24 protein-coding genes are annotated in these 25741 nt (G+C 59.1%); 16 read left to right on the top strand and 8 right to left on the bottom strand.

What is annotated here, in order from left to right:
• Window position 1: 1 nt before the first annotated feature.
• The 4 genes from AC1Q8Q_RS01435 to AC1Q8Q_RS01420 all read right to left on the bottom strand — a co-directional run bounded on the left by AC1Q8Q_RS01435 (window position 2) and on the right by AC1Q8Q_RS01420 (window position 3180).
• A complete protein-coding gene (locus tag AC1Q8Q_RS01435) occupies window positions 2–406 on the bottom strand; it encodes a SufE family protein (RefSeq protein WP_020799875.1) in 405 nt (134 codons plus the stop codon).
• Window positions 403–1608 carry an aminotransferase class V-fold PLP-dependent enzyme gene (locus AC1Q8Q_RS01430; protein ID WP_492614757.1) on the bottom strand — a complete coding sequence of 402 codons (1206 nt, stop codon included), beginning with the start codon at window positions 1606–1608 and terminating at the stop codon, window positions 403–405. The genes AC1Q8Q_RS01435 and AC1Q8Q_RS01430 overlap by 4 nt, the downstream gene beginning before the upstream one ends.
• Before the next feature lie 142 nt (window positions 1609–1750).
• Complete coding sequence (gene dapD / locus AC1Q8Q_RS01425) at window positions 1751–2785, bottom strand: 2,3,4,5-tetrahydropyridine-2,6-dicarboxylate N-succinyltransferase (protein WP_020799872.1); 1035 nt, start codon at window positions 2783–2785, stop codon at window positions 1751–1753.
• Between the two features lie 32 nt (window positions 2786–2817).
• Window positions 2818–3180 (bottom strand): ArsC family reductase, encoded by a 363-nt coding sequence (locus AC1Q8Q_RS01420; protein WP_008057297.1) that lies wholly within the window; start codon window positions 3178–3180, stop codon window positions 2818–2820.
• 197 nt (window positions 3181–3377) lie between these two features.
• Here AC1Q8Q_RS01420 and AC1Q8Q_RS01415 point away from each other — a divergent pair, with 197 nt between their 5' ends.
• The gene (locus AC1Q8Q_RS01415) at window positions 3378–5009 is read left to right on the top strand and encodes a Na+/H+ antiporter (RefSeq protein ID WP_033042550.1); all 1632 of its coding nucleotides are present in this window, start codon (window positions 3378–3380) and stop codon (window positions 5007–5009) included.
• A 22-nt stretch (window positions 5010–5031) separates the two neighbouring features.
• Here AC1Q8Q_RS01415 and AC1Q8Q_RS01410 read toward each other — a convergent pair whose 3' ends face one another.
• The 4 genes from AC1Q8Q_RS01410 to map form a co-directional block, all read right to left on the bottom strand.
• Entirely contained in the window at window positions 5032–5781 is a 750-nt protein-coding gene (locus tag AC1Q8Q_RS01410) for a M12 family metallopeptidase (protein ID WP_020799869.1), read from the bottom strand.
• Window positions 5782–5948: 167 nt separating this feature from the next.
• Window positions 5949–7151: a succinyldiaminopimelate transaminase gene (dapC, locus tag AC1Q8Q_RS01405; RefSeq protein ID WP_020799868.1), complete on the bottom strand. Its 1203-nt coding sequence runs from the start codon at window positions 7149–7151 to the stop codon at window positions 5949–5951.
• Window positions 7152–7230: 79 nt separating this feature from the next.
• The gene (locus AC1Q8Q_RS01400; RefSeq protein WP_033040572.1) at window positions 7231–9933 is read right to left on the bottom strand and encodes a [protein-PII] uridylyltransferase; all 2703 of its coding nucleotides are present in this window, start codon (window positions 9931–9933) and stop codon (window positions 7231–7233) included.
• Window positions 9934–9973: 40 nt separating this feature from the next.
• Window positions 9974–10756, bottom strand: coding sequence for a type I methionyl aminopeptidase (gene map, locus AC1Q8Q_RS01395; protein ID WP_020799866.1), 783 nt, complete (start codon window positions 10754–10756; stop codon window positions 9974–9976).
• Window positions 10757–11128: 372 nt separating this feature from the next.
• Between map and rpsB the strand changes: the two genes are divergently transcribed.
• The 15 genes from rpsB (at window position 11129) to rnhB (ending at window position 25728) form a co-directional block, all read left to right on the top strand.
• Entirely contained in the window at window positions 11129–11866 is a 738-nt protein-coding gene (rpsB, locus tag AC1Q8Q_RS01390; protein ID WP_008057307.1) for a 30S ribosomal protein S2, read from the top strand.
• 190 nt (window positions 11867–12056) lie between these two features.
• Window positions 12057–12920: a translation elongation factor Ts gene (tsf, locus tag AC1Q8Q_RS01385; RefSeq protein ID WP_008019553.1), complete on the top strand. Its 864-nt coding sequence runs from the start codon at window positions 12057–12059 to the stop codon at window positions 12918–12920.
• A gap of 211 nt (window positions 12921–13131) precedes the next feature.
• Window positions 13132–13875, top strand: coding sequence for a UMP kinase (gene pyrH / locus AC1Q8Q_RS01380; protein WP_003222124.1), 744 nt, complete (start codon window positions 13132–13134; stop codon window positions 13873–13875).
• On the top strand, window positions 13872–14429 hold the full coding sequence (frr, locus tag AC1Q8Q_RS01375; protein WP_492614756.1) for a ribosome recycling factor: 558 nt from the start codon (window positions 13872–13874) through the stop codon (window positions 14427–14429). The genes pyrH and frr overlap by 4 nt, the downstream gene beginning before the upstream one ends.
• A gap of 13 nt (window positions 14430–14442) precedes the next feature.
• Entirely contained in the window at window positions 14443–15198 is a 756-nt protein-coding gene (gene uppS / locus AC1Q8Q_RS01370; protein WP_489327529.1) for a polyprenyl diphosphate synthase, read from the top strand.
• A complete protein-coding gene (locus AC1Q8Q_RS01365) occupies window positions 15198–16004 on the top strand; it encodes a phosphatidate cytidylyltransferase (RefSeq protein ID WP_020799864.1) in 807 nt (268 codons plus the stop codon). The genes uppS and AC1Q8Q_RS01365 overlap by 1 nt, the downstream gene beginning before the upstream one ends.
• A complete protein-coding gene (ispC, locus tag AC1Q8Q_RS01360; RefSeq protein WP_492614755.1) occupies window positions 16001–17191 on the top strand; it encodes a 1-deoxy-D-xylulose-5-phosphate reductoisomerase in 1191 nt (396 codons plus the stop codon). The genes AC1Q8Q_RS01365 and ispC overlap by 4 nt, the downstream gene beginning before the upstream one ends.
• 35 nt (window positions 17192–17226) lie before the next feature.
• Complete coding sequence (rseP, locus tag AC1Q8Q_RS01355; protein ID WP_042955726.1) at window positions 17227–18579, top strand: RIP metalloprotease RseP; 1353 nt, start codon at window positions 17227–17229, stop codon at window positions 18577–18579.
• Between the two features lie 72 nt (window positions 18580–18651).
• The gene (bamA, locus tag AC1Q8Q_RS01350; RefSeq protein ID WP_020799861.1) at window positions 18652–21027 is read left to right on the top strand and encodes an outer membrane protein assembly factor BamA; all 2376 of its coding nucleotides are present in this window, start codon (window positions 18652–18654) and stop codon (window positions 21025–21027) included.
• 45 nt (window positions 21028–21072) lie between these two features.
• Window positions 21073–21576: an OmpH/Skp family outer membrane protein gene (locus AC1Q8Q_RS01345; protein ID WP_008057318.1), complete on the top strand. Its 504-nt coding sequence runs from the start codon at window positions 21073–21075 to the stop codon at window positions 21574–21576.
• A gap of 3 nt (window positions 21577–21579) precedes the next feature.
• Entirely contained in the window at window positions 21580–22635 is a 1056-nt protein-coding gene (gene lpxD, locus AC1Q8Q_RS01340) for a UDP-3-O-(3-hydroxymyristoyl)glucosamine N-acyltransferase (RefSeq protein WP_020799860.1), read from the top strand.
• Window positions 22636–22743: 108 nt separating this feature from the next.
• A complete protein-coding gene (gene fabZ, locus AC1Q8Q_RS01335; protein ID WP_007940511.1) occupies window positions 22744–23184 on the top strand; it encodes a 3-hydroxyacyl-ACP dehydratase FabZ in 441 nt (146 codons plus the stop codon).
• Window positions 23181–23957, top strand: a complete 777-nt coding sequence (gene lpxA / locus AC1Q8Q_RS01330; protein WP_180203254.1) for an acyl-ACP--UDP-N-acetylglucosamine O-acyltransferase — start codon at window positions 23181–23183, stop codon at window positions 23955–23957. Before fabZ ends, lpxA begins: the two co-directional genes overlap by 4 nt.
• A gap of 2 nt (window positions 23958–23959) precedes the next feature.
• Window positions 23960–25090, top strand: a complete 1131-nt coding sequence (gene lpxB, locus AC1Q8Q_RS01325) for a lipid-A-disaccharide synthase (protein WP_492614754.1) — start codon at window positions 23960–23962, stop codon at window positions 25088–25090.
• A gap of 11 nt (window positions 25091–25101) precedes the next feature.
• Window positions 25102–25728 (top strand): ribonuclease HII, encoded by a 627-nt coding sequence (rnhB, locus tag AC1Q8Q_RS01320; protein ID WP_033041566.1) that lies wholly within the window; start codon window positions 25102–25104, stop codon window positions 25726–25728.
• Window positions 25729–25741 lie beyond the last annotated feature (13 nt).

The following is a 25741-nucleotide window of genomic DNA, read 5'->3' as shown; positions in this document are numbered from 1 at the left end:
GTCAGGCGGCGAGTTCACGCATCCGTTGTAAAACCGCATTCAAGCCATTGCTGCGCGACTGGGACAGCTGGCGACCCAACCCCAGCTGATTGAACCAGTCCGCCAAGTCCACCTGCTGAAGCTCATTCGCCGACAACCCGTTGACCCGCGCCAGCAGCAACGCCACCAATCCGCGAATCAACCGTGCATCACTGTTGGCCCTGAACTGCCAGTGGCCATCCTTCAGTTCGCCCACCAGCCACACCTGGCTTTCGCAGCCGTGCACCCGGTTGGTGTCACACATTTCTACTTCGTTCAGTACGGGCAGGCGCTCGCCCCACTGCATCAGCAGGCGCGCCCGTTGTTCCCAGCCCGGCAGATCTTGAAAGGCTTGCAGCGCGTCCACGGCTTCAGCGGGAAGGCTCATCGCAATAACTCCAGTGCTTGATCCAGCGCTTCAAAGAACCGTTCCAGGTCTTCGGAGTCATTGTACAGCGCCAACGACACCCGAATCGCTCCGGCCAGGTGCAGGCTTTTTAGCAGCGGCATGGCGCAGTGATGACCGGCGCGGACCGCAATGCCCTGTTCAGTCAGAAGGTGCGCCAGATCCGAGTTATGTACGCCTTCGATGGTGAAGCTCGCCAGTGCCACTTGCGGCTTGCCCAACAGGCGGATGCCGTTACGCGCAGCGAGTCCCTTGAGCAGATAGTCATGCAGGGCCGATTCATGGGCGCAAGTGGCGTGCTGATCGAGCCCGGCAAGGTAATCCAGGCTTGCCCCCAGTCCAATGACGCTGGAAATCGGCGGCGTGCCGGCTTCGAATCCCAGCGGAGCAGGGCGGAAGCGGGCGTCATGATAGTTGGCATCCAGCACCATTTCGCCGCCGAACTGCCAGGGGCGTAGCTGTTGCAGCGCTTCATGGCGCCCAAACAACACGCCCAGGCCATCAGGGCCATAGAGCTTGTGGCTGGAAAATACATAGAAGTCGCACCCTAGCGCTTGCACGTCATGCCGACCATGGACCACGCCCTGGGCGCCGTCGATCACGGTCAAGGCGTTTTGCGCCTTGGCCAGCGCCAGCAGCGGGGGCAGGGGTTGCCAGGCGCCGATGACGTTGGACAGCTGGCTGACCGCTAGCAGCCGCGTGCGTGAGCCGATCAACCGTCCGGCAGCGTCAAGGTCGATCACACCGTCGGCATCCAGTGGCAGGATCACCAGTTTCAGCTCGCGGCGCTGCGCCAGTTGCTGCCACGGCAGCAGGTTGGCGTGATGTTCCAGGGCGCTGATGACAATCTCATCGCCTGGATTGAAAAGATGCTCCAAGCCATAGGCCAGGAGGTTCAGCGCGGACGTCGCACCGTGCGTGAAGATGATTTGCCCGCGGTCGCCGGCATTGAGCCATTGCGCGGCTTTGCGCCGACTGTCCTCGAATGCTTGGGTCGCATGGGCGCCGGGCAGGTGTTGTGCCCGATGCACGTTGGCCGCGCCGTTGGCGTAGTAATGCGCCAGGGCATCGAGCAGGGCTTGCGGTTTTTGCGTGGTGGCGGCGTTGTCCAGATAGGTCTGGCCTTGCCGTTGCAGGGCGGCGATGGCCGGAAAGTCGGCGCGCCAGGGGGAGAGAATCGTCATGTTGTTCGGCCTTTACGCCTGACCCCTTGTAGGAGCGAGCATGCTCGCGATGGACGCCTGGACGACACGGGGTGTCTGGTGCCCCGCGTTATCGTTGACGTTCATCGCGAGCATGCTCGCTCCTACAGGAATCGACTGACGCTTAGTTGTGAGCGTGCAGCGCTTCGTTCAATTCGATCGCCGATTTGTGGGTCTTGCACTCCACGGCACCGGTTTGCGAATTGCGACGGAACAGCAGGTCGGCCTGGCCGGCCAGCTCACGGGCCTTCACAACTTTCACCAGCTCGTTGTTCTCGTCCAGCAGCGCCACCTTGGTACCGGCAGTCACATACAGGCCCGACTCAACGGTGTTGCGGTCGCCCAACGGGATACCGATACCGGCGTTGGCGCCGATCAGGCAGCCTTCGCCAACCTTGATCACGATGTTGCCGCCACCCGAGAGAGTGCCCATGGTCGAACAGCCGCCGCCCAGGTCCGAACCCTTGCCGACGAATACGCCAGCGGAGACGCGGCCTTCGATCATGCCCGGGCCTTCGGTGCCGGCGTTGAAGTTGATGAAGCCTTCGTGCATTACGGTGGTGCCTTCGCCCACGTAGGCGCCCAGGCGCAGGCGCGCGGCGTCAGCGATACGGACGCCGGCCGGTACGACGTAGTCGGTCATTTTCGGGAACTTGTCCACCGAGAACACTTCCAGCAGCTCGCCGCGCAGGCGGGCTTCGAGTTGATGCTCGGCCAGTTCGGACAGGTCGATGGCGCCCTGGCTGGTCCAGGCTACGTTTGGCAGCAGCGGGAACACGCCAGCCAGGTTCAGGCCGTGTGGCTTGACCAGGCGATGGGACAGCAGGTGCAGCTTGAGGTAGGCCTCAGGCGTGGAGGTCAGTTGTGCGTCTTCGGCCAGGACAGTGGCGACCAGCGGCTTGTGGCTCTCGGCCAGGCGGGTCAGCAGGGCGGCCTGGGCAGCGTCGACACCTTTCACGGCTTCAGCCAGTTGCGAAGCTTGCGCGGTGGTGAAGGTGATGGCCTGGTTGCCTTCGGTGTAGCCCAGGATCGGCGCAATGGCAGCGACCAGTTCGGCAGACGGGTTGAGCAATGGCTGTGCGTAGAACACTTCCAGCCAGGCGCCTTGACGGTTTTGGGTGCCGACACCAAAGGCCAGGCTGAACAGGGTAGTGGACATGTTGATACCTCTAGCAAATTGAAACGGGCTGCTTATTTGAGCGCGGCCGCGTAGATATCTGGCTTGAAGCCAATCAGGGTTCGGTCACCGAGATCGAGCACCGGGCGCTTGATCATCGAAGGTTGTGCGAGCATCAGTTCGATGGCTTTCGACTGGTCGAGATCGGCTTTGCGTTCGTCGTCGAGCTTGCGAAAGGTCGTGCCTGCACGGTTTAACACCACTTCCCAGCCGTGCTCGTTGCACCATTGGGTCAGGTGTTCACGATCGATACCGACCGCTTTGTAATCATGGAAGTCATAGCTGACAGCGTGTTCATCAAGCCAGGTGCGCGCCTTTTTCATGGTGTCACACGCCTTGATGCCGAAAAGGTGCAACGTTTTACTTGAAACGGTCAAGGAATCGCCCCCTTTACAGGTGTTGGAAATAAAAGGTGCCGGATTATGCCATGGCCGGATGGTTTCGCGGCGGCTGTAGGACAAAACCCCTGGGAATACAGTTGTGACAGGGTGCGACATAGGTGTAAGGGCAAGCGCACAGTCTAAGCGGCTAATATGGCACTTCAATGCTGTCGATTGTCCGGGAACCACGCTTTATGCAAACCGCCTACACCGTTCTGATTCTGTTGATGCTGGTAGGTGTTTCGCGCCTGCTCGGACGGGTGATCCCACTGCCGTTGCCGTTGGTGCAAATTGCCGCGGGTGCCTTGCTTGCCTGGCCGACCCTCGGCCTGCATGTGGCGCTGGATCCTGAATTGTTTCTGTTTCTGTTCCTGCCACCGTTGTTGTTTTCCGATGGCTGGCGCATGCCCAAACGTGAATTCTGGCGTTTGCGTGGACCGATCCTCACCCTGGCCGTGGGGTTGGTGCTGTTTACCGTGGTCGGTGCCGGGTATTTTATTCACTGGTTGCTGCCGACTATCCCGTTGCCGGTGGCGTTTGCATTGGCGGCGGTGCTGTCGCCCACGGACGCCGTGGCGGTGTCGGCGATCTCTCAGAATCGCTTGCCGACGCCCTTGATGCACATGCTGCAGGGCGAGGCGTTGATGAACGATGCCTCGGGTCTGGTGACGTTCAAGTTCGCCCTGGTGGCGGCAGTGACCGGGGCATTTTCGCTGGCCAACGCCAGTGTCACCTTTGTATTGGTGGCGGTCGGCGGCCTGGCCATTGGCGTGGCCTTGAGCTGGCTGGTAGGGCGCCTGCGCTCGTGGATGATCGCCCGTGGCTGGGATGACCCGGCCACCCACGTCGTCTTCATGTTGTTGCTGCCATTTGCCGCCTACGTGCTCGCCGAACGCGTGGGAGCGTCGGGCATTCTGTCGGCGGTAGCGGCGGGGATGATGCAAAGCTGGCTCGATCTGCTGCCGCGCCAGACCAACACGCGGTTGCTTAATCGCAGCGTCTGGTCACTGCTGGAGTTCGCCTTCAATGGCTTGATTTTCCTGCTGCTGGGCTTGCAGTTGCCGGACATCATCAAAGCCGTGGCCAGCCATGAAACTTCGCTGTGGCCGACGCTGTTTTATCGCTGTGTCGATGTGCTGGCGATTTTCCTGGTGCTGCTGGTGTTGCGGTTCGTCTGGGTGCAGAGCATCTGGCGCCTGTCCATTGTGCTGCGGCGCTGGCGCGGCAAGGATGAGATCACCCGGGTGCCGAGCGCGCGCTCCTGCTGGTTACTGACCGTTGGTGGCGTGCGCGGGGCGGTAACATTGGCGGGTGTGATGTCGGTGCCAATGTTCATGGGGGCAGAGGCATTTCCCGAGCGTGACCTGCTGATCTTCATCGCTGCCGGGGTGATTTTGCTGTCGTTGATCGCCGCGTGCGTGGCGTTGCCGTTGCTGCTGCGAGGCATCGAAAAAAGCCCGGACGACAAGCGCCGCAATGAAGTGCGCGACGCCTGGCGCAAAACCGCCGAAGCGGCCATTCATGCCCTCGAAACCGAAGAGGTCAACCCACAGGACGCCGCTCAAGCGGCGCTGGCGGTAGAACTCAAGGCGCGGATCATGTCCGAGTATCGGCATCAGCTTGAAGTATTCAATGACTCGGCCGAAGCCCAGGCACTGGCCTTTCAAATGGACTTGCTGGAACGGCGCCTGCGTTTGAAGGCCCTGCGAGCGCAGCGCCTGGAGTTGTATAGCCTTAGTCGTCATCACCAGATTGGGGATGACGTGTTGCGCGAGGTATTGGGTGAGCTGGACTTGAGTGAGGCTAAACTGGGGGCGGTAAAGTAAGCGGATTGTCGAGCTGGCGCGGTTATGGGTAAATCATGCGCACGGCCGCAATGTCGCCTTGGCTGATATGCAAGTTTAGAGGTTGATGCCAGTCACCCACGGTAAGTTCGTTGAGGACTTCATAGTGCATTACGGAATGCCGGTCATAGGGGGTGAAAGCCTGAAAGGCACTGCGCTCCAAGGGAAAGACATTGGCATCAACTTCAGCTCTGGTAAACGTACTGCTGATCATGTGGGCGTATGTTTTTTCTCGGTCCCAAGGTATCCCTGCATCTGGATGTTGATGCTCATGACCCAATCCGAGTGCATGCCCAAATTCATGAATAACCGTATATTCGAAATAGGGAGAGGAAAATTTGGTTCCCAGGGTCATGGACGGCGCTTGGGGGTCGCCGGTAATCGCGTCGGTACCGATTCTTGAACCGCCGCTATTATCGAACGAGGGTTGAAAGTCGATGCGAATGTCACCCAGGAATTCTTCCGAAGAAAAAATGTCTTGTTCATCCATTTCAATGAATTCGAAATTGAGATTGATGTACGGCAGCCATTTGCTTGCAGCGTTTTTTACCGCGGCAAAAGAGAGTTCATTGTATTCGAAGATCAGGATTCTCAGGGTTTTCCCTGGCTTCCAATATTTGGTGTGGTCGCTGATACTGCGCTTTTTACGATTGCCGTGAGTGACTCCGTTAGAGGGGTGCTCATTGATGGCGGCTTGATAAGAGGCAGCAGGGTCGGAAGTTGCAATGGTTTTGCAGCATTTAAGTTGATTCATTTGGTTGTGCTTAGTGGTCTGTGAGTGAGGCCTCAAATTAAAGGGTGGGTAGGGGGTTGTCTAGATTGTTAATTGTTCAGTTTGTTGCGCGTATAAGTTTAGTTTGTTGGGTGTGAAGTTGTTTAAGTTGGCCTGCACCGCGTTGCACGGTGCAGGGGAACTCATTGTTATTTACTGCGTGCATCAATGAAGTTGCGAATTCGCTCTGCGGCCTCTACACACTCCGCCAGCGGCGCAACCAATGCCATGCGCACGCGCCCGGCACCCGGATTGACGCCATCAACATCCCGCGACAGGTAGGAACCCGGCACGACGGTCACATGCTCCTGCTCGAACAGGTCGCGGCAGAAGGCTGCGTCGTCACCGGCCACATTCGGCCACAGGTAAAAACCGCCGTCCGGGCGTTGCACGTCCATCACCGGGCTGAGGATTTTCAGCACCGCGTCGTACTTCTCGCGATACAGCGCACGGTTGGCGCGCACATGCACTTCGTCGTTCCACGCGGCAACGCTGGCCAGTTGGGTTTGAACCGGCATCGCGCAGCCGTGATAAGTGCGGTAGAGCAGGAAGCCCTTGAGGACGTCAGCGTCACCGGCCACGAAGCCCGAACGCAGGCCTGGCAGGTTGGAGCGCTTGGACAGGCTGTGGAATACCACGCAGCGCTTGAAATCCTTGCGGCCCAGTTCCACGCAAGCGCTGAGTAGGCCTGGTGGCGGCGTCTGTTCGTCGAAATACAGCTCGCTGTAGCACTCGTCCGCGGCGATCACGAAGTCGTATTCGTCAGCCAGGGCGATCAGCTTTTTCAAGGTCTCGACCGGGATCAGCGCGCCGGTTGGGTTGCCCGGCGAGCACAGGAACAGGATCTGGCAGCGTTGCCAGATGTCCGGCGAAACGGCATCGAAATCCGGATTGAAGCCATTTTCGTCCAGGCACGGCAGGTAGTGCGGCTTGGCCCCGGCGAGGAACGCGGCGCCTTCATAGATCTGATAAAAGGGGTTCGGACTGACCACCAGCGCGTCGTCACTACGGTTGACCACGGTCTGGGTGAACGCGAACAGCGCTTCACGGGTGCCGTTGACTGGCAGCACGTTGCGCGCCGGGTCGATCCAGCCGCTCGGAACGCCGAAGCGGCGCTCGCACCAGGCGGCGATGGCTTCACGCAGGGCCGGGATGCCGAGGGTGGTCGGGTACACGGCCATCTGATCCAGGTTGCTGGCCAGGGCTTCGGCGACGAAGCTTGGCGAGCGGTGTTTCGGTTCGCCGATCGACAACGCGATAGGGCGTTTGTCCGGGTTTGGCGTGACGCTGCCGAGCAGGGCGCGGAGCTTCTCGAACGGGTAGGGCTGGAGCTGGGTCAGAGCGTTGTTCATCGATGGATCTCGTTCAATGTGAAGACCTGCACTCTGTAGGAGCCAGCAAGCCGGCTCCTACAGAGGGGAGATACTTAATTCAAATGCTGATGCGCGACAGTTTGATATCGGGTTCCTGGTTGACGCTCAACTGTTCGACGATTGCATCCTGCAAGCGACTGCACAACAACGGGTCGGACAACGGTTGGTTGTTCGCGTCGGTGATGAAGAACACGTCTTCCACGCGCTCCCCGAGGGTGGCGATCTTGGCGTTCTGCAGCGACAGGTCGAACTCCAGGAAGATCGTGCCGACCCGTGCCAGCAGGCCAGGGCGATCAGGGGCAGTCAGTTCCAGTACGGTCACCGGGCGCTGGGCGTCGTTGTGGATCGTCACCTGTGGTGCGAAGGCGAAATGCTTGAGCTGGCGCGGCACTCGGCGCTGGATGATGGTCGGGTAATTGTCCGGATTGCGCAGGGCTTCGGTCAGGCCGTCACGGATCTGCTTGACCCGTGCCGGATTATCACCGATCGAGTCGCCATCGGTATCGAGCACAATATAGGTGTCGAGGGTGAACTGGCTGCTGGAGGTGATGACCCGGGCGTCATGGATGTTCAGGTTGAGCTGGTCCATCGCGGCCACGGTCACGGCGAAGAAATCGTGCTGGTCCGGTGCATAGATGAAGATTTGCGTGCCACCCTCGAACTCGCGTTGAGTGGTTTCCTTGATCAGTACCAGCGGCCCGCCGTCGGCCGGCTGCTGGAGGATCGCATCGCTGTGCCAGGCGACGTCGCCGGCGGTGTGGCGCAGGAAATAGTCGTCCCCCAGTTGCGCCCACAACTGCTCGACGTCGTCCGGGTCGGTGCCGCCGCGCACCAGGATGTCCAGGGCGGCGCTCTGGGTCTGGCGGATCTGTTCTTCGCGGTCCACCGGGTTTTCCAGGCCGCGACGCAGGGCGCGCTTGGTTTCGGTGTAGAGCTGGCGCAGCAGGCTGGCCCGCCAGGAGTTCCACAGGGTCGGGTTGGTGGCGTTGATGTCGGCGACCGTCAGCACATACAGGTAATCGAGGCGTGTTTCATCGCCCACTGTCTGGGCGAAATCATGGATCACCTGGGGGTCGGACAAATCCTTGCGCTGGGCCGTGGTCGACATCATCAGATGGTTTTGCACCAGCCAGACGATCAGGCGGCTGTCCCATACCGGCAGCTGATGGCGCTGGCAGAAGGCCTCGGCGTCCACCGCGCCGATGTCCGAGTGATCGCCATGCCGGCCCTTGCCGATGTCGTGGTACAGGCCGGCGAGGTAGATCAGTTCAGGCTTGGGCAGCTTGGCCATGAGCTTGCTGGCCAACGGGAATTTTTCCGAAACCTGGGTGTACTGCAACTTACGCAGGTGCTTGATCAGGTTCAGGGTGTGGGCGTCAACCGTATAGATGTGGAACAGGTCGTGCTGCATCTGGCCGACGATGAAACCGAATTCCGGCAGATAACGCCCGAGAATGCCGTAGCGATTCATCCGGCGCAGGTTGCGGTGGATGCCGATCTTGCATTTGAACAGCTCGATGAACAGGCTGGTGTTGCGTATGTCGTTGCGGAAATCGTCGTTGATCAGGTGCCGGTTTTCGCGCAGCAGGCGAATGGTGTCGGCACGCACACCCTTGATTTCCGGTTGCTGGGCCATCAGCACGAAGATTTCGAGCATGGCGAACGGCGTGCGGCGGAACACATTGTCGTTACGCGCCTCGATGTAGCCGTCGTGCAACTGGAATCGTGAGTTGACCGGTTGTGGCGGTGTCGCATCCTCAGGCGCGAGGATGACTTCCTCGAAGTGCTGGATGATCAGGTCGCTGAGCTGGGCAATGCTCATGACCACGCGGAAATACTGTTGCATGAAGTTCTCGACGGCCTGCTTGGCGTCGTCCCCTTCAAATCCCAGCAGCCCGGCAATGGTGCGTTGGTGATCGAACAGCAGGCGGTCTTCGGAGCGTCCGGCGAGCATGTGCAGCGCATAACGCACCTTCCACAGGAACTCCTGGGAGGAGGCCAGCAAGGCGTTTTCGCTTTCGACCAGGAAACCTTCGCCGGCCAGTGCCCGCAGGTTCAGGGTGCCGTACTCGCGACGGGCCACCCAGAGAATCGTCTGGATATCCCGCAGGCCGCCGGGCGAGCCCTTGACGTTGGGTTCCAGGTTGTACTCGGTGTCGTTGTACTTGTGGTGACGGGCTTTCTGCTCGGCGCGCTTGGCCAGGAAGAACTCCTTGCTCGGCCACATGTGTGCGGTGCTGGTGACGTCCAGCATGCGCTGGCGCAGGTGTTCGGGACCGCAGATGGTGCGGCTTTCCATCAGGTTGGTGACAACCGTGAGGTCAGCGCGGGCCTCGACGGCGCACTCGTCAACCGAGCGAACGCTCTGGCCGACTTCCAGGCCAATGTCCCACAGCAGGGTCAGGAAGCGCTCGATGGGCTCGCGGAAAACTTCGTGGTCCGCACTGTCCAGCAGGATCAGCAGGTCGATATCGGAATAAGGATGCAATTCGCCACGACCGTAGCCGCCGACCGCGACCAGCGCGATGTCGGCGTCTTCGCTCCAGCTGAATTGCTCCCAGGCCTTTTGCAGGATGTTATCGACGAACCAGGCACGGTCCTCGATCAAGCGGCGAATCTCCCGGCCACTGCGAAAGCGCCCGTCGAGCACTTCGCGAGCCTGGCGGATCGCCTTCTTGAAGGCCGGGATCGGGCTGGCCTTCAGGGCCAGTTCAGCCTGGAACTGGCCGCGATCGAAGAGTTCTGGATCCACCTGCGGCATCGATTGCTTTCCTTTCTATAGGCTGGATACGGTGACGGGATCAGGCCGAAACGCGAGGGATGGTGTCATCGCTGCGCAGGGTGAAGATCTCGTAGCCGGTTTCGGTTACCAGCAAGGTGTGTTCCCACTGTGCCGACAGCTTGCGGTCCTTGGTGATCGCGGTCCAGCCATCGCCCAGTACCTTGGTGTCGGCGCGGCCCTGGTTGATCATTGGCTCGATGGTGAAGGTCATGCCAGCCTTCAGTTCCATGCCGGTACCGGCACGGCCGTAGTGCAGGATCTGCGGCTCTTCATGGAACACCTTGCCGATGCCGTGGCCGCAGAACTCGCGAACCACCGAAAAGCCGTTCTTCTCGGCGTGCTTCTGGATGATTTCACCGATGTCGCCCAGGCGGCACCCCGGCTTGACGATTTCAATCGCCTTGTACATGCATTCCTGGGTCACTTGCGACAGGCGCTCAGCCCAGACCGGCACGTTGCCGACGTGGAACATGCGGCTGGTGTCGCCGTGGTAGCCGTCCTTGATGACCGTGACGTCGATGTTCAGGGTGTCGCCATCCTTGAGCGGCTTGTCGTTCGGGATGCCGTGGCAGACCACATGGTTGATCGAGGTGCAGATCGACTTCGGGTAGCCCTTGTAGTTCAGCGGGGCAGGGATGGCCTTCTGCTCGTTGACGATATAGTCGTGACAGATCTGGTTCAGTTGATCGGTGGTGACGCCCGGTTTGACATATTCGGCAATCATTTCCAGCACGTCGGCGGCCAGTTTGCCGGCGACACGCATGCCAGCGATGTCCTCTGGGGTTTTGAGGGTGACGGTCATACAGGCTCTCTCTACGCTCGATGGCGCTTTCCAGACGAAAAGGGCATTGCGCGATCGATCTTCGCAGCCCTGAAAAACGCGATTCTAACAGACGATCAACGCAAATCCGCGGCTCTGTAGATCGCTTCTCTCTATAGAATGGTGCATTCTGGGCCGATTCCAAGGGATGGTGTTGTGCATTCGCCTCGATTTCAGAATCCGGGTTCCGTTTTTTCCTGCCTTGTGATATAAAATGCGCCGCTTTCCGGGGATGCCCCGAAAAGCCTAAATCCACACACGTGTCGACACGATGACCTGGGTGCCGCAAGCGAAATGCTGGTGGTTGGTCATTGGGATACGTGGAGGCCAAACCCGACTTATTAAGGAACTATCATGTCCCAAGTCAACATGCGCGATATGCTGAAGGCCGGTGTGCACTTCGGTCACCAGACCCGTTACTGGAACCCGAAAATGGGTAAATACATTTTCGGCGCGCGTAACAAGATTCACATTATCAACCTTGAAAAAACCCTGCCAATGTTCAACGAAGCTCTGACTTTCGTAGAGCGCCTGGCCCAGGGCAAAAACAAGATTCTGTTCGTCGGCACCAAGCGTTCCGCTGGCAAGATCGTTGCTGAAGAAGCAGCACGTTGCGGTTCGCCGTACGTCGATCACCGCTGGTTGGGCGGCATGCTGACCAACTTCAAGACCATCCGTGCTTCCATCAAGCGTCTGCGTGACCTTGAAGTACAAGCCGAAGACGGTACTTTCGCCAAGCTGACCAAGAAAGAAGCGCTGATGCGCTCCCGTGACCTGGAAAAGCTGGATCGTTCCCTGGGTGGTATCAAGGACATGGGCGGTCTGCCAGACGCTCTGTTCGTTATCGACGTTGATCACGAGCGCATCGCGATCACCGAAGCCAACAAGCTGGGCATCCCGGTTATCGGCGTAGTCGATACCAACAGCAGCCCGGAAGGCGTTGACTACATCATCCCAGGCAACGATGACGCAATCCGCGCTATCCAGCTGTACATGGGTTCGATGGCTGACGCTGTTATCCGTGGTCGCAACAACGTTGCTGGCGGCACCGAAGTTTTCGTTGAAGAAGCTCCGGCAGCTGCAGCTGAGTAATTGACGCCCTGGCGTTGACTCAGTAAGCAAAAAGGGGGCTTGGCCCCCTTTTTGCCACCTCGAAAACCGTTTGTCGGCGCCCACTGCTCTATCTGTAACGTGCGGCAGCTAACAAGGGTGGTTCGGGAAGAATTGAACGCCCGTTCGATCGGGTGGAATGGTTGATAACCTATCCAAGAGGAATTTTGAAATGGCAGAGATTACTGCAGCGTTGGTCAAAGAACTGCGCGAGCGTACCGGCGAAGGCATGATGGATTGCAAAAAGGCCTTGACCAAGGCCGGCGGCGACATCGAGAAAGCCATTGATGACATGCGTGCTTCGGGCGCCATCAAGGCTGCCAAGAAAGCGGGCAACGTTGCCGCTGAAGGCGCAATCGCCATCAAGGCCGACGACAAGTCCGCCGTACTGCTGGAAGTGAACTCGCAGACCGACTTCCTGGCCCTGCAAGACGACTTCAAGAACTTCGTAGCTGCCAGCGTAGAAAAAGCCTTCGCTGAAAAACTGACCGACGCAGCTCCGCTGATCGCCGCTCAGGAATCGGCTCGTGAAGCCCTGGTGGCGAAAGTTGGCGAAAACGTCAACATCCGTCGCCTGGTTCGCGTTGAAGGTGACGTGGTGGGTACTTACCTGCACGGTAACAAGATCGGTGTTGCTGTTGTTCTCAAGGGCGGCGATGTTCAGCTGGCCAAAGAGATCGCCATGCACGTGGCGGCAAGCAACCCTGAATTCCTGCTGCCATCGCAGGTTTCTGCCGAAGCCATCGAGCGCGAGAAAGCTGTATTCCTGCAGCTGAACGAAGACAAGATGAAAGGCAAGCCTGCTGAAATCGTCGAGAAGATGATTGCTGGCCGTATCACCAAGTTCCTGGCTGAAGCCAGCCTGGTTGAGCAAGCTTTCGTAATGAACCCAGAGCTCACCGTGGGTGCCCTGGCCAAGAAAGCTGGCGCTGAAATCGTTTCCTTCACCTACTTCAAAGTCGGCGAAGGCATCGAGAAGCCAGTGGACAACTTCGCTGAAGAAGTTGCCGCACAGCTGGCTGCCGCCAAGCAATAAGACAGTTTTTTTAACTGTCGCCCTGAAGAGGCTGCCCGCTCACGCGCGCAGCCTCTTTTCAGATGGGTAACCAATTTTTATTGGTTTCCGTTTGGAACTGGCTTACAAAGCCATGTTCCGATGGCGCTGAAGCAGCGCCACGCTAGAGTGAACGCCAGCTGAAAACAGCTCGCAAAGAATTTTTTAAAATACGCCGCAGGAGAGATTCGCAATGGCTCAGCAGGGCAGTGGTTATCAGGCTCGCTATAAACGCATTCTACTCAAGCTTAGCGGCGAGGCCCTGATGGGCTCGGAAGAGTTCGGGATCGATCCGAAAGTTCTGGATCGCATGGCGCTGGAAGTCGGCCAGTTGGTTGGCATCGGTGTCCAGGTCGGCCTGGTGATCGGCGGCGGTAACCTGTTCCGCGGCGAAGCGTTGAGCAAGGCGGGCATGGACCGGGTCACGGGCGACCACATGGGCATGCTGGCCACTGTGATGAACGCCTTGGCCATGCGCGATGCGCTGGAACGTGCCAATATCTCGGCCATCGTGATGTCGGCCATCTCCATGGTTGGCGTGACCGATCACTACGATCGCCGCAAGGCCATGCGCCACTTGAATTCCAAGGATGTGGTGATTTTCGCGGCCGGCACCGGCAACCCGTTCTTCACCACGGATTCGGCTGCCTGCCTGCGTGCAATTGAAATCGACGCCGATGTCGTGCTCAAGGCAACCAAGGTCGATGGCGTCTACACCGCTGACCCATTCAAAGACCCGCATGCCGAGAAGTTCGATCATCTGACCTACGATGAAGTACTGGATCGCAAGCTGGGCGTGATGGATCTGACGGCCATTTGCCTGTGCCGCGACCACAAGATGCCGTTGCGCGTATTTAACATGAACAAGCCCGGCGCCCTGCTGAATATCGTGCATGGTGGCGCTGAAGGGACCCTGATCGAGGAAGGCCAACAATGATCAACGATATCAAGAAAGACGCTCAAGAGCGCATGCAGAAGTCCGTGGAGTCGCTGGCGCACAACTTTGGTCGTATTCGTACCGGCCAGGCGCACCCAAGCATCCTGGAAGGTGTGATGGTTCCGTATTACGGTGCCGATACCCCGATCAAGCAAGTGGCGAACATCACCGTCAAGGATGCGCGTACCCTGCAAGTGGTTGCCTTTGAGCGCAACATGCTGGGCGCCGTCGACAAGGCCATCGGCAGTGCCGGCCTGAACCTCAACCCGACCAACCTGGGTGAGTTGCTGCTGATCTCCATGCCGGCCCTGACCGAGGAAACCCGCAAGGGCTTCACCAAGCAGGCGCGTGACGTGGCTGAGGATGCCCGGGTTGCCGTGCGCAACATCCGTCGCGATGCCAACAGCCAGCTCAAGGATCTGGTCAAGGAAAAGGAAATCAGCGAAGACGAAGAACGTCGCGCAACCGGCGAAATCGATGATCTGACCAAGAAGTACGTGGCTCAAATCGACGCGAACCTGGCGCAGAAAGAAAAAGACCTGATGGCCGTATAAGGGTCGCGTTTTCATGGAAAAGACCAAGCAGGTTGCACCGTCCACGGTGCCGCGCCATGTCGCGATCATCATGGATGGTAATAATCGCTGGGCGAAAAAACGCTTTATGCCGGGTGTTGCCGGGCATAAAGCGGGTGTGGATGCGGTGCGCGCGGTCATCGAGGTGTGTGCCGAGGCGGGGGTCGAAGTGTTGACCTTGTTCGCCTTCTCCAGTGAGAACTGGCAGCGTCCCGCCGATGAAGTCAGTGCCTTGATGGATTTGTTCTTCAAGGCATTGCGTCGAGAGGCCAAGCGCCTCAACGACAACAACATCAGCTTGCGCATCATTGGCGACCGTTCGCGCTTCCATCCGGAACTCCAGGCTGCCATGCGTGAAGCTGAAGCCATGACGGCCGGTGCCAACCGCTTTGTCCTGCAGATCGCCGCCAACTACGGCGGTCAGTGGGATATTGCGCAAGCCGCGCAGCGCCTGGCGCGTGAAGTCCAGGCCGGGCACCTGCGGCCGGAAGATATTACCCCGCAGTTGCTGCAGACCTGCCTGTCCACCGGCGACCTGCCGTTGCCGGACTTGTGCATCCGTACCGGTGGCGAACATCGCATCAGTAACTTCCTGCTGTGGCAACTGGCCTACGCCGAGTTGTACTTCTCCGACCTGTTCTGGCCGGACTTCAAACACGACGCCATGCGCAATGCGCTGGCCGATTTCGCATCTCGCCAGCGCCGCTTCGGTAAAACGAGCGAGCAGGTCGAGGCTGGAGCCCGGGTTTAATGCTTAAACAACGTATCATCACCGCGCTGATCCTGCTGCCGATTGCCCTGTGTGGGTTTTTTCTGCTGGAAGGTTCCGCTTTTGCGCTGTTCATCGGCCTGGTCGTGACCCTGGGTGCCTGGGAATGGGCGCGCCTGGCCGGTTTCACTGCTCAAGCGTTTCGTGCCGGCTATGCCGCCGCCGTTGCATTGATGCTGTTCGTCATGTACATCCTGCCTGGCCTCGCGCCATGGGTGTTGGGTGCTTCGGTGCTCTGGTGGGCGGTGGCGACCTATCTGGTGCTGACCTACCCGCGCTCCAGCGAGCATTGGGCGAGCGCTGCCTGCAAGCTGGTGATCGGCCTGTTGATCCTGTTGCCGGCCTGGCAAGGCCTGGTGCACATCAAGCAGTACCCGTTGGGCAACTGGCTGATCATGGCGGTGATGGTGCTGGTCTGGGGTGCCGATATCGGTGCTTACTTCTCGGGACGTGCTTTCGGCAAGCGCAAGCTGGCGCCGCAGGTCAGCCCGGGTAAAAGCTGGGAAGGTGTATACGGTGGCCTGGCCCTGAGCCTGGTGATCACCACCCTGGTTGCCCTGGTGCGTGACTGGACAGTGGCGCAATTGTTCAAGGGCTTGATCGGCGCTGCGCTGATCGTGTTCGTCTCGGTGGTGGGTGATCTCACCGAAAGCATGTTCAAGCGCCAGTCCGGGATCAAGGACAGCAGTAATCTGTTGCCGGGGCACGGCGGCGTGCTGGACCGCATCGACAGCCTGACCGCGGCGATCCCGGTGTTCGCAGTGCTGTTGTGGATGGCTGCGCCGTGAGCCGTCCTCAACAGATTACCGTCCTGGGGGCCACGGGCTCGATCGGTTTGAGCACCCTGGATGTCATCGCCCGCCACCCTGGGCGCTATCAAGTCTTCGCCTTGAGCGGTTTCAGCCGCCTGAGCGAACTGCTGGCGCTGTGCGTGCGTCACGCCCCACAGTTTGCCGTAGTGCCTGAAACCGCAGCTGCCCGCCGTTTGCAGGATGATCTGCGCGCCGCGGGCCTGTCGACTCGGGTTCTGGTGGGGGAGGAGGGGTTGTGTCAGGTTGCTGCCGCCCCTGAAGTCGATGCGGTCATGGCGGCCATCGTCGGCGCGGCGGGCTTGCGCCCGACCCTGGCGGCCGTTGAGGCTGGCAAGAAGATCCTCCTGGCCAACAAGGAAGCGCTGGTCATGTCCGGCGCGTTGTTCATGCAGGCCGTACGCAAGAGTGGATCGGTATTGCTGCCGATCGACAGTGAGCACAACGCGATTTTCCAGTGCATGCCCCGGGATTCAGCCCGAGGCCTGGACGCGGTCGGCGTGCGTCGCATTCTCCTGACCGCTTCTGGCGGTCCGTTCCGGCAGACGCCCATGGCCGAGCTGGCGCATGTTTCGCCGGAGCAGGCCTGTGCCCACCCTAATTGGTCCATGGGGCGCAAGATCTCGGTCGATTCGGCCAGCATGATGAATAAAGGGCTTGAATTGATCGAGGCCTGCTGGCTGTTCGATGCCAAGCCGTCCCAGGTTGAAGTGGTGATTCACCCCCAAAGTGTGATTCATTCGCTGGTCGACTACATCGATGGCTCGGTACTGGCCCAGTTGGGTAATCCGGACATGCGAACCCCGATCGCCAATGCGCTGGCATGGCCTGAGCGAATTGACTCAGGCGTGCCGCCGCTGGACCTGTTTGCCGTCGCGCGCCTGGACTTCCAGGCGCCTGATGAAGATCGATTCCCGTGCCTGCGCCTGGCTCGGCAGGCAGCCGAGGCGGGCAACAGCGTTCCGGCGATGTTGAATGCGGCAAATGAAGTCGCTGTCGCGGCCTTTCTCGACGGACGGGTTCGTTACCTGGAAATCGCGAGTATCATCGAGGAAGTACTCAATCTCGAGCCGGTGGTTGTAGTGAATGATCTTGATGCGGTGTTCACGGCGGACGCCAAGGCGCGTGTGCTGGCCGAACAATGGTTGAGTCGTCACGGGCGGTAAGATTGCAGGCCTGGATAGGAATGCGGAGAAAATAAATGAGCGCGCTCTATATGATTGTCGGCACCCTGGTAGCTTTGGGCGTGCTGGTCACCTTCCACGAGTTCGGCCATTTCTGGGTCGCGCGACGCTGTGGGGTCAAGGTGCTGCGTTTCTCCGTAGGCTTCGGCATGCCGCTGCTGCGCTGGCACGACAAGCAGGGCACTGAATTCGTGGTGGCTGCCATTCCGCTGGGCGGCTACGTGAAAATGCTCGACGAGCGTGAAGGTGAAGTGCCGGCCGATCAGCTCGATCAATCCTTCAATCGTAAATCGGTGCGCCAGCGCATTGCGATCGTGGCGGCAGGGCCGATTGCCAACTTTTTGTTGGCGATGGTGTTTTTCTGGGCGTTGGCGATGCTCGGTACCGAGCAGGTTCGCCCGGTCATCGGTGCTGTCGAATCCGGCAGCCTTGCTGCCAAGGCGGGCCTGGGCGCCGGCCAGGAAATCATTGCCATCGACGGCGAGCCGACTTCAGGTTGGGCTGCAGTCAATCTGCAATTGGTCCGTCGCCTGGGTGAAAGCGGCTCCCTGCAACTGCTAGTTCGTGAGCAGGGATCCACCGTGGATTCGCCTCGTGAGCTGGTGTTGGACAAGTGGCTCAAGGGTGATGATGAGCCGGACCCGATTCGTTCACTGGGTATTCGTCCATGGCGCCCGGCATTGCCGCCGGTATTGGCTGAGCTGGATTCCAAAGGTCCGGCCAAGGCTGCTGGCCTGAAGACCGGCGACCGACTGTTGGCAGTGGATGGCAAGGCGGTAGATGACTGGCAGCAGGTCGTCGATACGGTCCGTATGCATCCTGATACCAAAATCATGCTGCGGGTCGAGCGTGACGGTGCTCAAATCGACATCCCCGTGATGTTGGCTGCCCGTGGCGAAAGCAAGGCGCCCACCGGTTACCTTGGGGCGGGGGTGAAAGCGGTCGATTGGCCACCAGAGATGATTCGCGAAGTCAGTTACGGGCCGTTGGCAGCCGTGGGGGAGGGGGCTCGACGCACTTGGACGATGAGCCTGCTGACCCTGGATTCGCTGAAGAAAATGTTGTTCGGCGAGCTCTCGGTAAAAAACTTGAGTGGACCGATAACCATTGCTAAAGTGGCGGGCGCTTCGGCCCAGTCGGGCGTCGCTGATTTCCTGAATTTCCTTGCTTATCTGAGTATTAGCCTGGGGGTTCTGAATCTGCTGCCCATTCCTGTGCTGGATGGGGGGCATTTGTTGTTTTATCTGATTGAGTGGGCGCGTGGTCGTCCCTTGTCGGATCGGGTGCAAGGTTGGGGGATACAGATTGGCATCAGTTTGGTAATCGGAGTGATGTTGCTCGCTCTGGTTAATGATCTGGGTCGTCTGTAACGTCGCTGAATTGCGAATCTGCCGCATTTTGCGGCAGTTTGTTTATTGCCAGTTGGAATAAGAAAGGACTTCATGAAACGTCTGCTGCTAACTGCGGTTCTCACCGTATTGATGATCGCCGAAGTTCACGCCGAGTCCTTCACTATCTCTGATATTCGCGTCAATGGCCTCCAGCGGGTCTCCGCGGGTAGCGTCTTTGGTGCTTTGCCGTTGAACGTCGGTGAACAGGCGGATGATCGACGCCTGGTGGAATCCACTCGTGCGCTGTTCAAAACCGGGTTCTTTCAAGATATCCAACTGGGCCGCGATGGCAACGTCCTGGTCATCACGGTAGTCGAACGTCCGTCGGTTGCCAGTATCGAGATCGAGGGCAACAAGGCGATCTCCACCGAAGACCTGATGAAAGGCCTCAAGCAATCCGGTCTGGCCGAAGGCGAGATCTTCCAGCGCGCCACCCTCGAAGGCGTACGTAACGAACTGCAGCGCCAGTACGTCGCCCAGGGTCGCTACTCCGCTACCGTCGACACCGAAGTGGTGCCGCAGCCGCGCAACCGCGTTGGTTTGAAGGTCAACATCAACGAAGGCACCGTTGCAGCTATCCAGCACATCAACGTGGTAGGCAACACGGTCTTCCCTGATGAAGACCTGATCGACCTGTTCGAACTCAAGACCACCAACTGGCTGTCGTTCTTCAAGAACGATGACAAGTACGCCCGTGAAAAACTCTCCGGTGACCTGGAGCGCCTGCGTTCCTACTACCTGGACCGTGGCTACATCAACATGGATATCGCTTCGACCCAGGTGTCCATTACCCCGGACAAGAAGCACGTCTACATCACCGTCAACATCAACGAAGGTGACAAGTACACCGTTCGTGACGTGAAACTCAGCGGTGACCTGAAAGTCCCTGAAGACCAGGTCAAGTCCCTGTTGCTGGTGCAGAAAGGCCAGGTGTTCTCGCGCAAGCTGATGACCACCACGTCCGAGCTGATCACCCGTCGCCTGGGTAACGAGGGCTACACCTTCGCCAACGTCAACGGGGTTCCTCAGCCCCACGATGACGACCACACCGTAGACATCACCTTCGCTGTCGATCCAGGCAAGCGTGCCTACGTGAACCGCATCAACTTCCGTGGCAACACCAAGTCGGAAGACGAAGTACTGCGCCGTGAAATGCGCCAGATGGAAGGTGGCTGGGCGTCGACTTACCTGATCGACCAATCCAAGACTCGTCTGGAGCGCCTGGGCTTCTTCAAGGAAGTCAACGTTGAAACCCCGGCCGTACCGGGTGTCGATGACCAGGTAGACGTCAACTACAGCGTTGAAGAGCAGGCATCCGGCTCGATCACCGCCAGCGTCGGTTTCGCCCAGAGCGCGGGCCTGATCCTCGGTGGTTCGATCACCCAGAACAACTTCCTGGGTACCGGTAACAAGGTCAGCATCGGCCTGACCCGCAGTGAATACCAGAGTCGCTACAACTTCGGTTATGTCGACCCCTACTGGACTGCCGACGGCGTGAGCCTGGGTTACAACGCTTTCTATCGTACAACTGACTACGACGACCTCGACGTCGACGTTGCCAGCTATGCCGTGGACAGCCTGGGTGCAGGCGTGAGCGTCGGCTACCCGATCAGCGAGACTTCGCGCCTGACCTTCGGCCTGACGGCCCAGCAGGACGAGATCAAGACCGGTGTATATACCGTTGACGAGATTTTCGACTTCGTTAACAAGGAAGGCGACAAGTACCTGAACTTCAAGGCTTCGGCCGGTTGGTCCGAGTCCACCTTGAACAAGGGTGTACTGGCGACGCGTGGCCATTCCCAGAGCCTCGTGCTGGAAACCACTACGCCGGGCAGCGACCTGTCGTTCTTCAAGCTCGATTACCGTGGCCAACTGTTCCAGCCTTTGAGTGACAACTACACCATGCGCCTGCACACCGAGTTGGGTTATGGCGATGGCTACGGTTCGACCGATGGCTTGCCATTCTATGAAAACTACTATGCTGGTGGTTTCAACTCGGTTCGTGGCTTCAAGGACAGCACCTTGGGTCCTCGCAGTACGCCAAGTACCGGCAAGAACCCTGGCACTGCGTTCGACCCGGACCAGGATCCGCTGCCGTTCGGTGGTAACGTGTTGATCCAGGGTGGTGTGGAAGTTCTGTTCCCGCTGCCGTTCGTCAAGGACCAGCGTTCCCTGCGTACTTCGGTATTCTGGGATGTGGGTAACGTATTCGATTCGTCGTGCTCTGATACCACCAACGCTGATGGCACGAAGTCCAACACCAAGTGCAACGACATCAGTCTGAGCAATATGGCCAGTTCCGTCGGTGTGGGTGTGACCTGGGTCACCGCACTGGGTCCTCTGAGCTTTGCGCTGGCCATGCCAGTCAAGAAACCGGATGACGCTGAAACTCAAGTGTTCCAATTCTCCCTCGGCCAGACGTTCTAAGCGTCTGCCCCAAGATAACGACAATGGATTTTGTAGGAGTGCATCGTGCGTAAGTTGACTCAATTGGTTCTCCTGGCTTCCGTACTGGTTGCAGGCCCGGCATTTGCCGACATGAAAATCGCTGTTCTGAACTATCAGATGGCTCTGCTGGAGTCGGATGCGGCCAAGAAATACGCCGTGGATGCCGAGAAGAAATTCGGCCCTCAGCTGAGCAAGCTCAAGACGCTGGAAAGCAGCGCCAAGGGCATCCAGGATCGCCTGATGGCCGGTGGCGACAAAATGCAGCAAGGCGAGCGTGAGCGTCTGGAGCTTGAGTTCAAGCAAAAGGCGCGTGACTTCCAGTTCCAGTCCAAGGAACTGAACGAAGCCAAAGCCGTTGCCGACCGTGAAATGCTGAAGCAGCTCAAGCCGAAACTGGACAGCGCTGTGGAAGAAGTCATCAAGAAAGGTGCTTTTGACCTGGTCTTCGAGCGTGGTGCAGTGATTGATGTCAAGCCTCAGTACGACATCACGCGCCAGGTCATCGAGCGCATGAATCAGCTGAAGTAATCCATGACCGTGACCATTAAGCTCGGCCAGCTGGCCGAGTTCCTCGGCGCCACGCTACGTGGCGACCCGGAGAAAGCAATTACTGGGCTAGCCACCTTGCAGGAGGCTGGCCCAACTCAGTTGAGCTTTCTCGCAAACCCCCAATACCGCAAATACCTGGCAGGCAGTCAGGCGGCAGCGTTGTTGCTCAAGACCGCTGATGCCGAAGGTTTTGCCGGCGATGTATTGGTGGTGCCTGACCCTTACGCAGCGTACGCGCGTATTTCCCACCTGTTCGACCCAAAGCCCAAGGCGGCGGCCGGAATTCATCCGACGGCGGTGATTGCGGCGGATGCGGTGGTCGATCCGACGGCGAGTATCGGTGCATTTGCGGTCATCGAAAGCGGGGCGCATATTGCTGCCGGTACGAGCGTGGGCGCGCACTGCTTCATCGGTGCCCGTAGCGTTATTGGCGAGGGAGGCTGGCTTGCCCCGCGCGTCACGCTGTATCACGACGTGCGCGTCGGCAAGCGGGTGGTGATTCAGTCAGGTGCAGTGCTTGGTGGTGAAGGCTTTGGCTTTGCCAACGAGAAAGGCATTTGGCAAAAAATCGCCCAGATTGGTGGTGTGCTGGTCGGCGACGACGTGGAAATTGGCGTTAACACCGCCATTGACCGCGGTGCGCTGGCTGATACCGTCATTGGCAACGGCGTGAAGCTCGACAACCAGATTCAGATCGCCCACAACGTCCAGGTAGGTGATCACACCGCCATGGCAGCGTGCGTGGGGATTTCCGGCAGCACCAAGATCGGCAAGCACTGCATGCTCGCCGGTGGCGTAGGGCTGGTGGGGCATATCGATATTTGCGACAACGTTTTCATCACCGGGATGACCATGGTGACCCACTCGATCACCGAGCCGGGTGCCTATTCCTCCGGTACGGCGATGCAGCCAGCCGCCGAATGGCGCAAAAGCGCGGCACGTATTCGTCAGCTCGATGACATCGCGCGACGTCTGCGACAGCTGGAAAAGCAAACAGGGGAAGTGACCCCTGGCGGTAATGCTTCATCAGATGGCTGATACCATTTCCATATCAAGTGTGCACAGCCGCTAGACTGCGTCCTTGATTTGCTAGCGGAGTGTGCGTCAGTCGCGCGCTCCCAATCTTTACATAGGCTTCCCCCCGAAATGATGGACATCAACGAGATTCGCGAATACCTGCCTCACCGTTACCCGTTCCTGCTGGTGGACCGGGTCGTGGATCTGGATGTGGAAGGCAAGCGCATTCGCGCCTACAAGAATGTCAGCATCAACGAACCGTTCTTCAATGGTCACTTCCCCGCGCATCCAATCATGCCGGGCGTTCTGATCATCGAAGCGATGGCTCAGGCTGCCGGGATCCTTGGTTTCAAAATGCTCGACGTGAAACCGGCCGATGGCACCCTTTACTACTTCGTCGGCTCCGACAAGCTGCGCTTCCGCCAGCCTGTATTGCCGGGCGATCAGCTGATCCTCGAGGCCAAGTTCATCAGCTGCAAGCGTCAGATCTGGAAGTTCGAGTGCCAGGCTTCGGTCGATGGCAAGCCGGTCTGCTCCGCTGAAATCATCTGTGCGGAACGCAAACTATGAGTTTGATCGACCCTCGCGCAATCATCGATCCGACAGCCGTCCTGGCTGACGGTGTCGAGGTCGGCCCGTGGTCGATCGTCGGCGCAGGTGTGGAAATCGGCGAGGGAACGGTAATCGGGCCACACGTTATTCTCAAAGGCCCGACCCGAATCGGTAAGCACAACCGTATCTACCAGTTTTCCTCGGTAGGTGAGGACACGCCCGACCTGAAATACAAAGGCGAGGAAACCCGCCTGGTGATCGGTGACCACAACGTCATCCGCGAAGGCGTGACGATTCACCGTGGAACCATCCAGGATCGTTCGGAAACGACCCTGGGCGATCACAACCTGATCATGGCCTATGCGCACATCGGTCACGACAGCGTTATCGGCAACCACTGCATCCTGGTCAACAACACGGCGCTGGCTGGCCACGTGCACGTGGAAGACTGGGCGATCCTGTCCGGTTTCACCCTGGTTCACCAGTATTGCCACATCGGCGCCCACAGCTTTTCCGGCATGGGGACCGCCATTGGCAAGGACGTCCCGGCCTATGTCACGGTGTTCGGCAACCCGGCCGAAGCCCGTAGCATGAACTTTGAAGGCATGCGCCGCCGCGGTTTCAGCGAAGACGCGATCCACGCCCTGCGTCGTGCCTACAAGGTGGTCTATCGCCAGGGGCTGACGGTTGAGCAAGCGCTCGCCGAACTGGCCGAATCCTCTGCCCAGTTCCCGGAAGTGGCGGTGTTCCGCGATTCCATACAGTCCTCGACCCGCGGCATCACCCGCTAATCATGGCCAATCTGCGTATTGCGCTGGTGGCGGGCGAGGCTTCCGGCGACATTTTGGGTGCGGGTCTGATGCGTGCGCTCAAGGCGCGCCATCCGGCGGTCGAATTCATCGGTGTCGGCGGCCCATTGATGCAGGCAGAAGGCCTGGTGTCCTATTTTCCCATGGAACGCCTGTCGGTCATGGGCCTTGTCGAAGTGCTGGGTCGGTTGCGTGAATTACTCAAGCGCCGAAAAAAGCTGGTAGCCGACCTGATCGCTGCGAAGCCGGATGTCTTCATCGGTATCGACGCCCCGGACTTCAACCTCAATATCGAACTAAAGCTGCGTCAGGCCGGGATCAAGACTGTGCATTACGTCAGCCCGTCCGTCTGGGCGTGGCGCCAGAAGCGCGTGCTGAAGATTCGCGAAGGTTGCGACCTGATGCTCACGCTGTTCCCGTTCGAAGCGAAATTCTACGAAGAGAAAGGCGTGCCCGTGCGGTTTGTCGGGCATACCTTGGCCGATGCCATTCCGCTGGAAGCCGACCGCGCTGCTGCGCGGGCCGAACTGGGATTGCCTGACGGGCCGTTGGTTGCGTTGATGCCCGGTAGTCGTGGCGGCGAAGTCGGCCGTCTCGGCGCCTTGTTTCTCGATACGGCCCAACGCCTGCGGGCCCTGCGCCCCGGAGTGCGGTTTGTCGTGCCTTGCGCGAATCCGCAACGCCGGGCACAGCTTGAAGAGCTGTTGGCCGGTCGCGATTTGCCGCTGACCTTGCTCGACGGCAAGTCCCATCTGGCGCTGGCGGCGTGCAACGCTGTGCTGATTGCCTCCGGTACAGCAACCCTTGAAGCGTTGTTGTACAAGCGACCGATGGTCGTAGCCTATCGCCTGGCACCGCTGACGTTCTGGATTCTAAAGCGCATGGTGAAAAGCCCCTACGTGTCCTTGCCGAACCTGCTGGCCCAACGCCTGTTGGTGCCTGAGTTGTTGCAGGACGATGCGACAGTTGAAGCGCTGGCCCAAACCTTGTCGCCACTGATCGAAGGTGGTGAAGAGCAAACCCGCGGTTTTGATGAAATTCACCGGACCCTTCGTCTGGATGCCTCCAACCAGGCTGCGGATGCAGTGCTGAACCTGATCGACCCGGTAAAATGAGTAAAGAAAGTATGCAGATGGGGCTGGATTTCACCTTGGTCGCGGAGGTTGAAGAATTGGTAGCCGGAGTCGATGAAGTCGGTCGCGGGCCGCTCTGTGGCGCGGTGGTGACGGCGGCGGTGATCCTTGATCCGAATCGTCCGATCCTCGGTCTCAACGACTCGAAGAAACTCACCGAAGCCCGACGCGAAAAGCTCTTCGACGAAATCTGCGAAAAAGCCCTGAGCTGGTGCATTGCCCGCGCCGAAGTCGAAGAGATCGACGAGCTGAACATCCTTCACGCCACCATGCTGGCCATGCAGCGCGCGGTTGCCGGGCTGCACATCCAGCCGAAACTGGCGATGATCGACGGCAACCGTTGCCCGAAATTACCGATGCGCGCCGAAGCCGTGGTGCAGGGCGATGGCAAGGTACCGGCCATCGCCGCGGCATCGATTCTGGCCAAGGTCAGTCGTGACCGTGAAATGGCGGCTTTCGAGTTGATCTACCCCGGTTACGGCATCGGCGGACACAAAGGCTACCCGACGCCCGTTCATCTGGAAGCGCTGGCTCGTCTGGGCCCGACGCCGATTCACCGACGCTCCTTTGCCCCGGTGCGGCTGGCTTATGAGGCTCGGGAGAGTCTCATCGAGAGTTAGTTGTAAGGCTGAT

It is taken from the genome of Pseudomonas sp. GW823-FHT06B06 (assembly GCF_058795195.1).
This window is presented reverse-complemented; position numbering and strand designations above follow the sequence as displayed.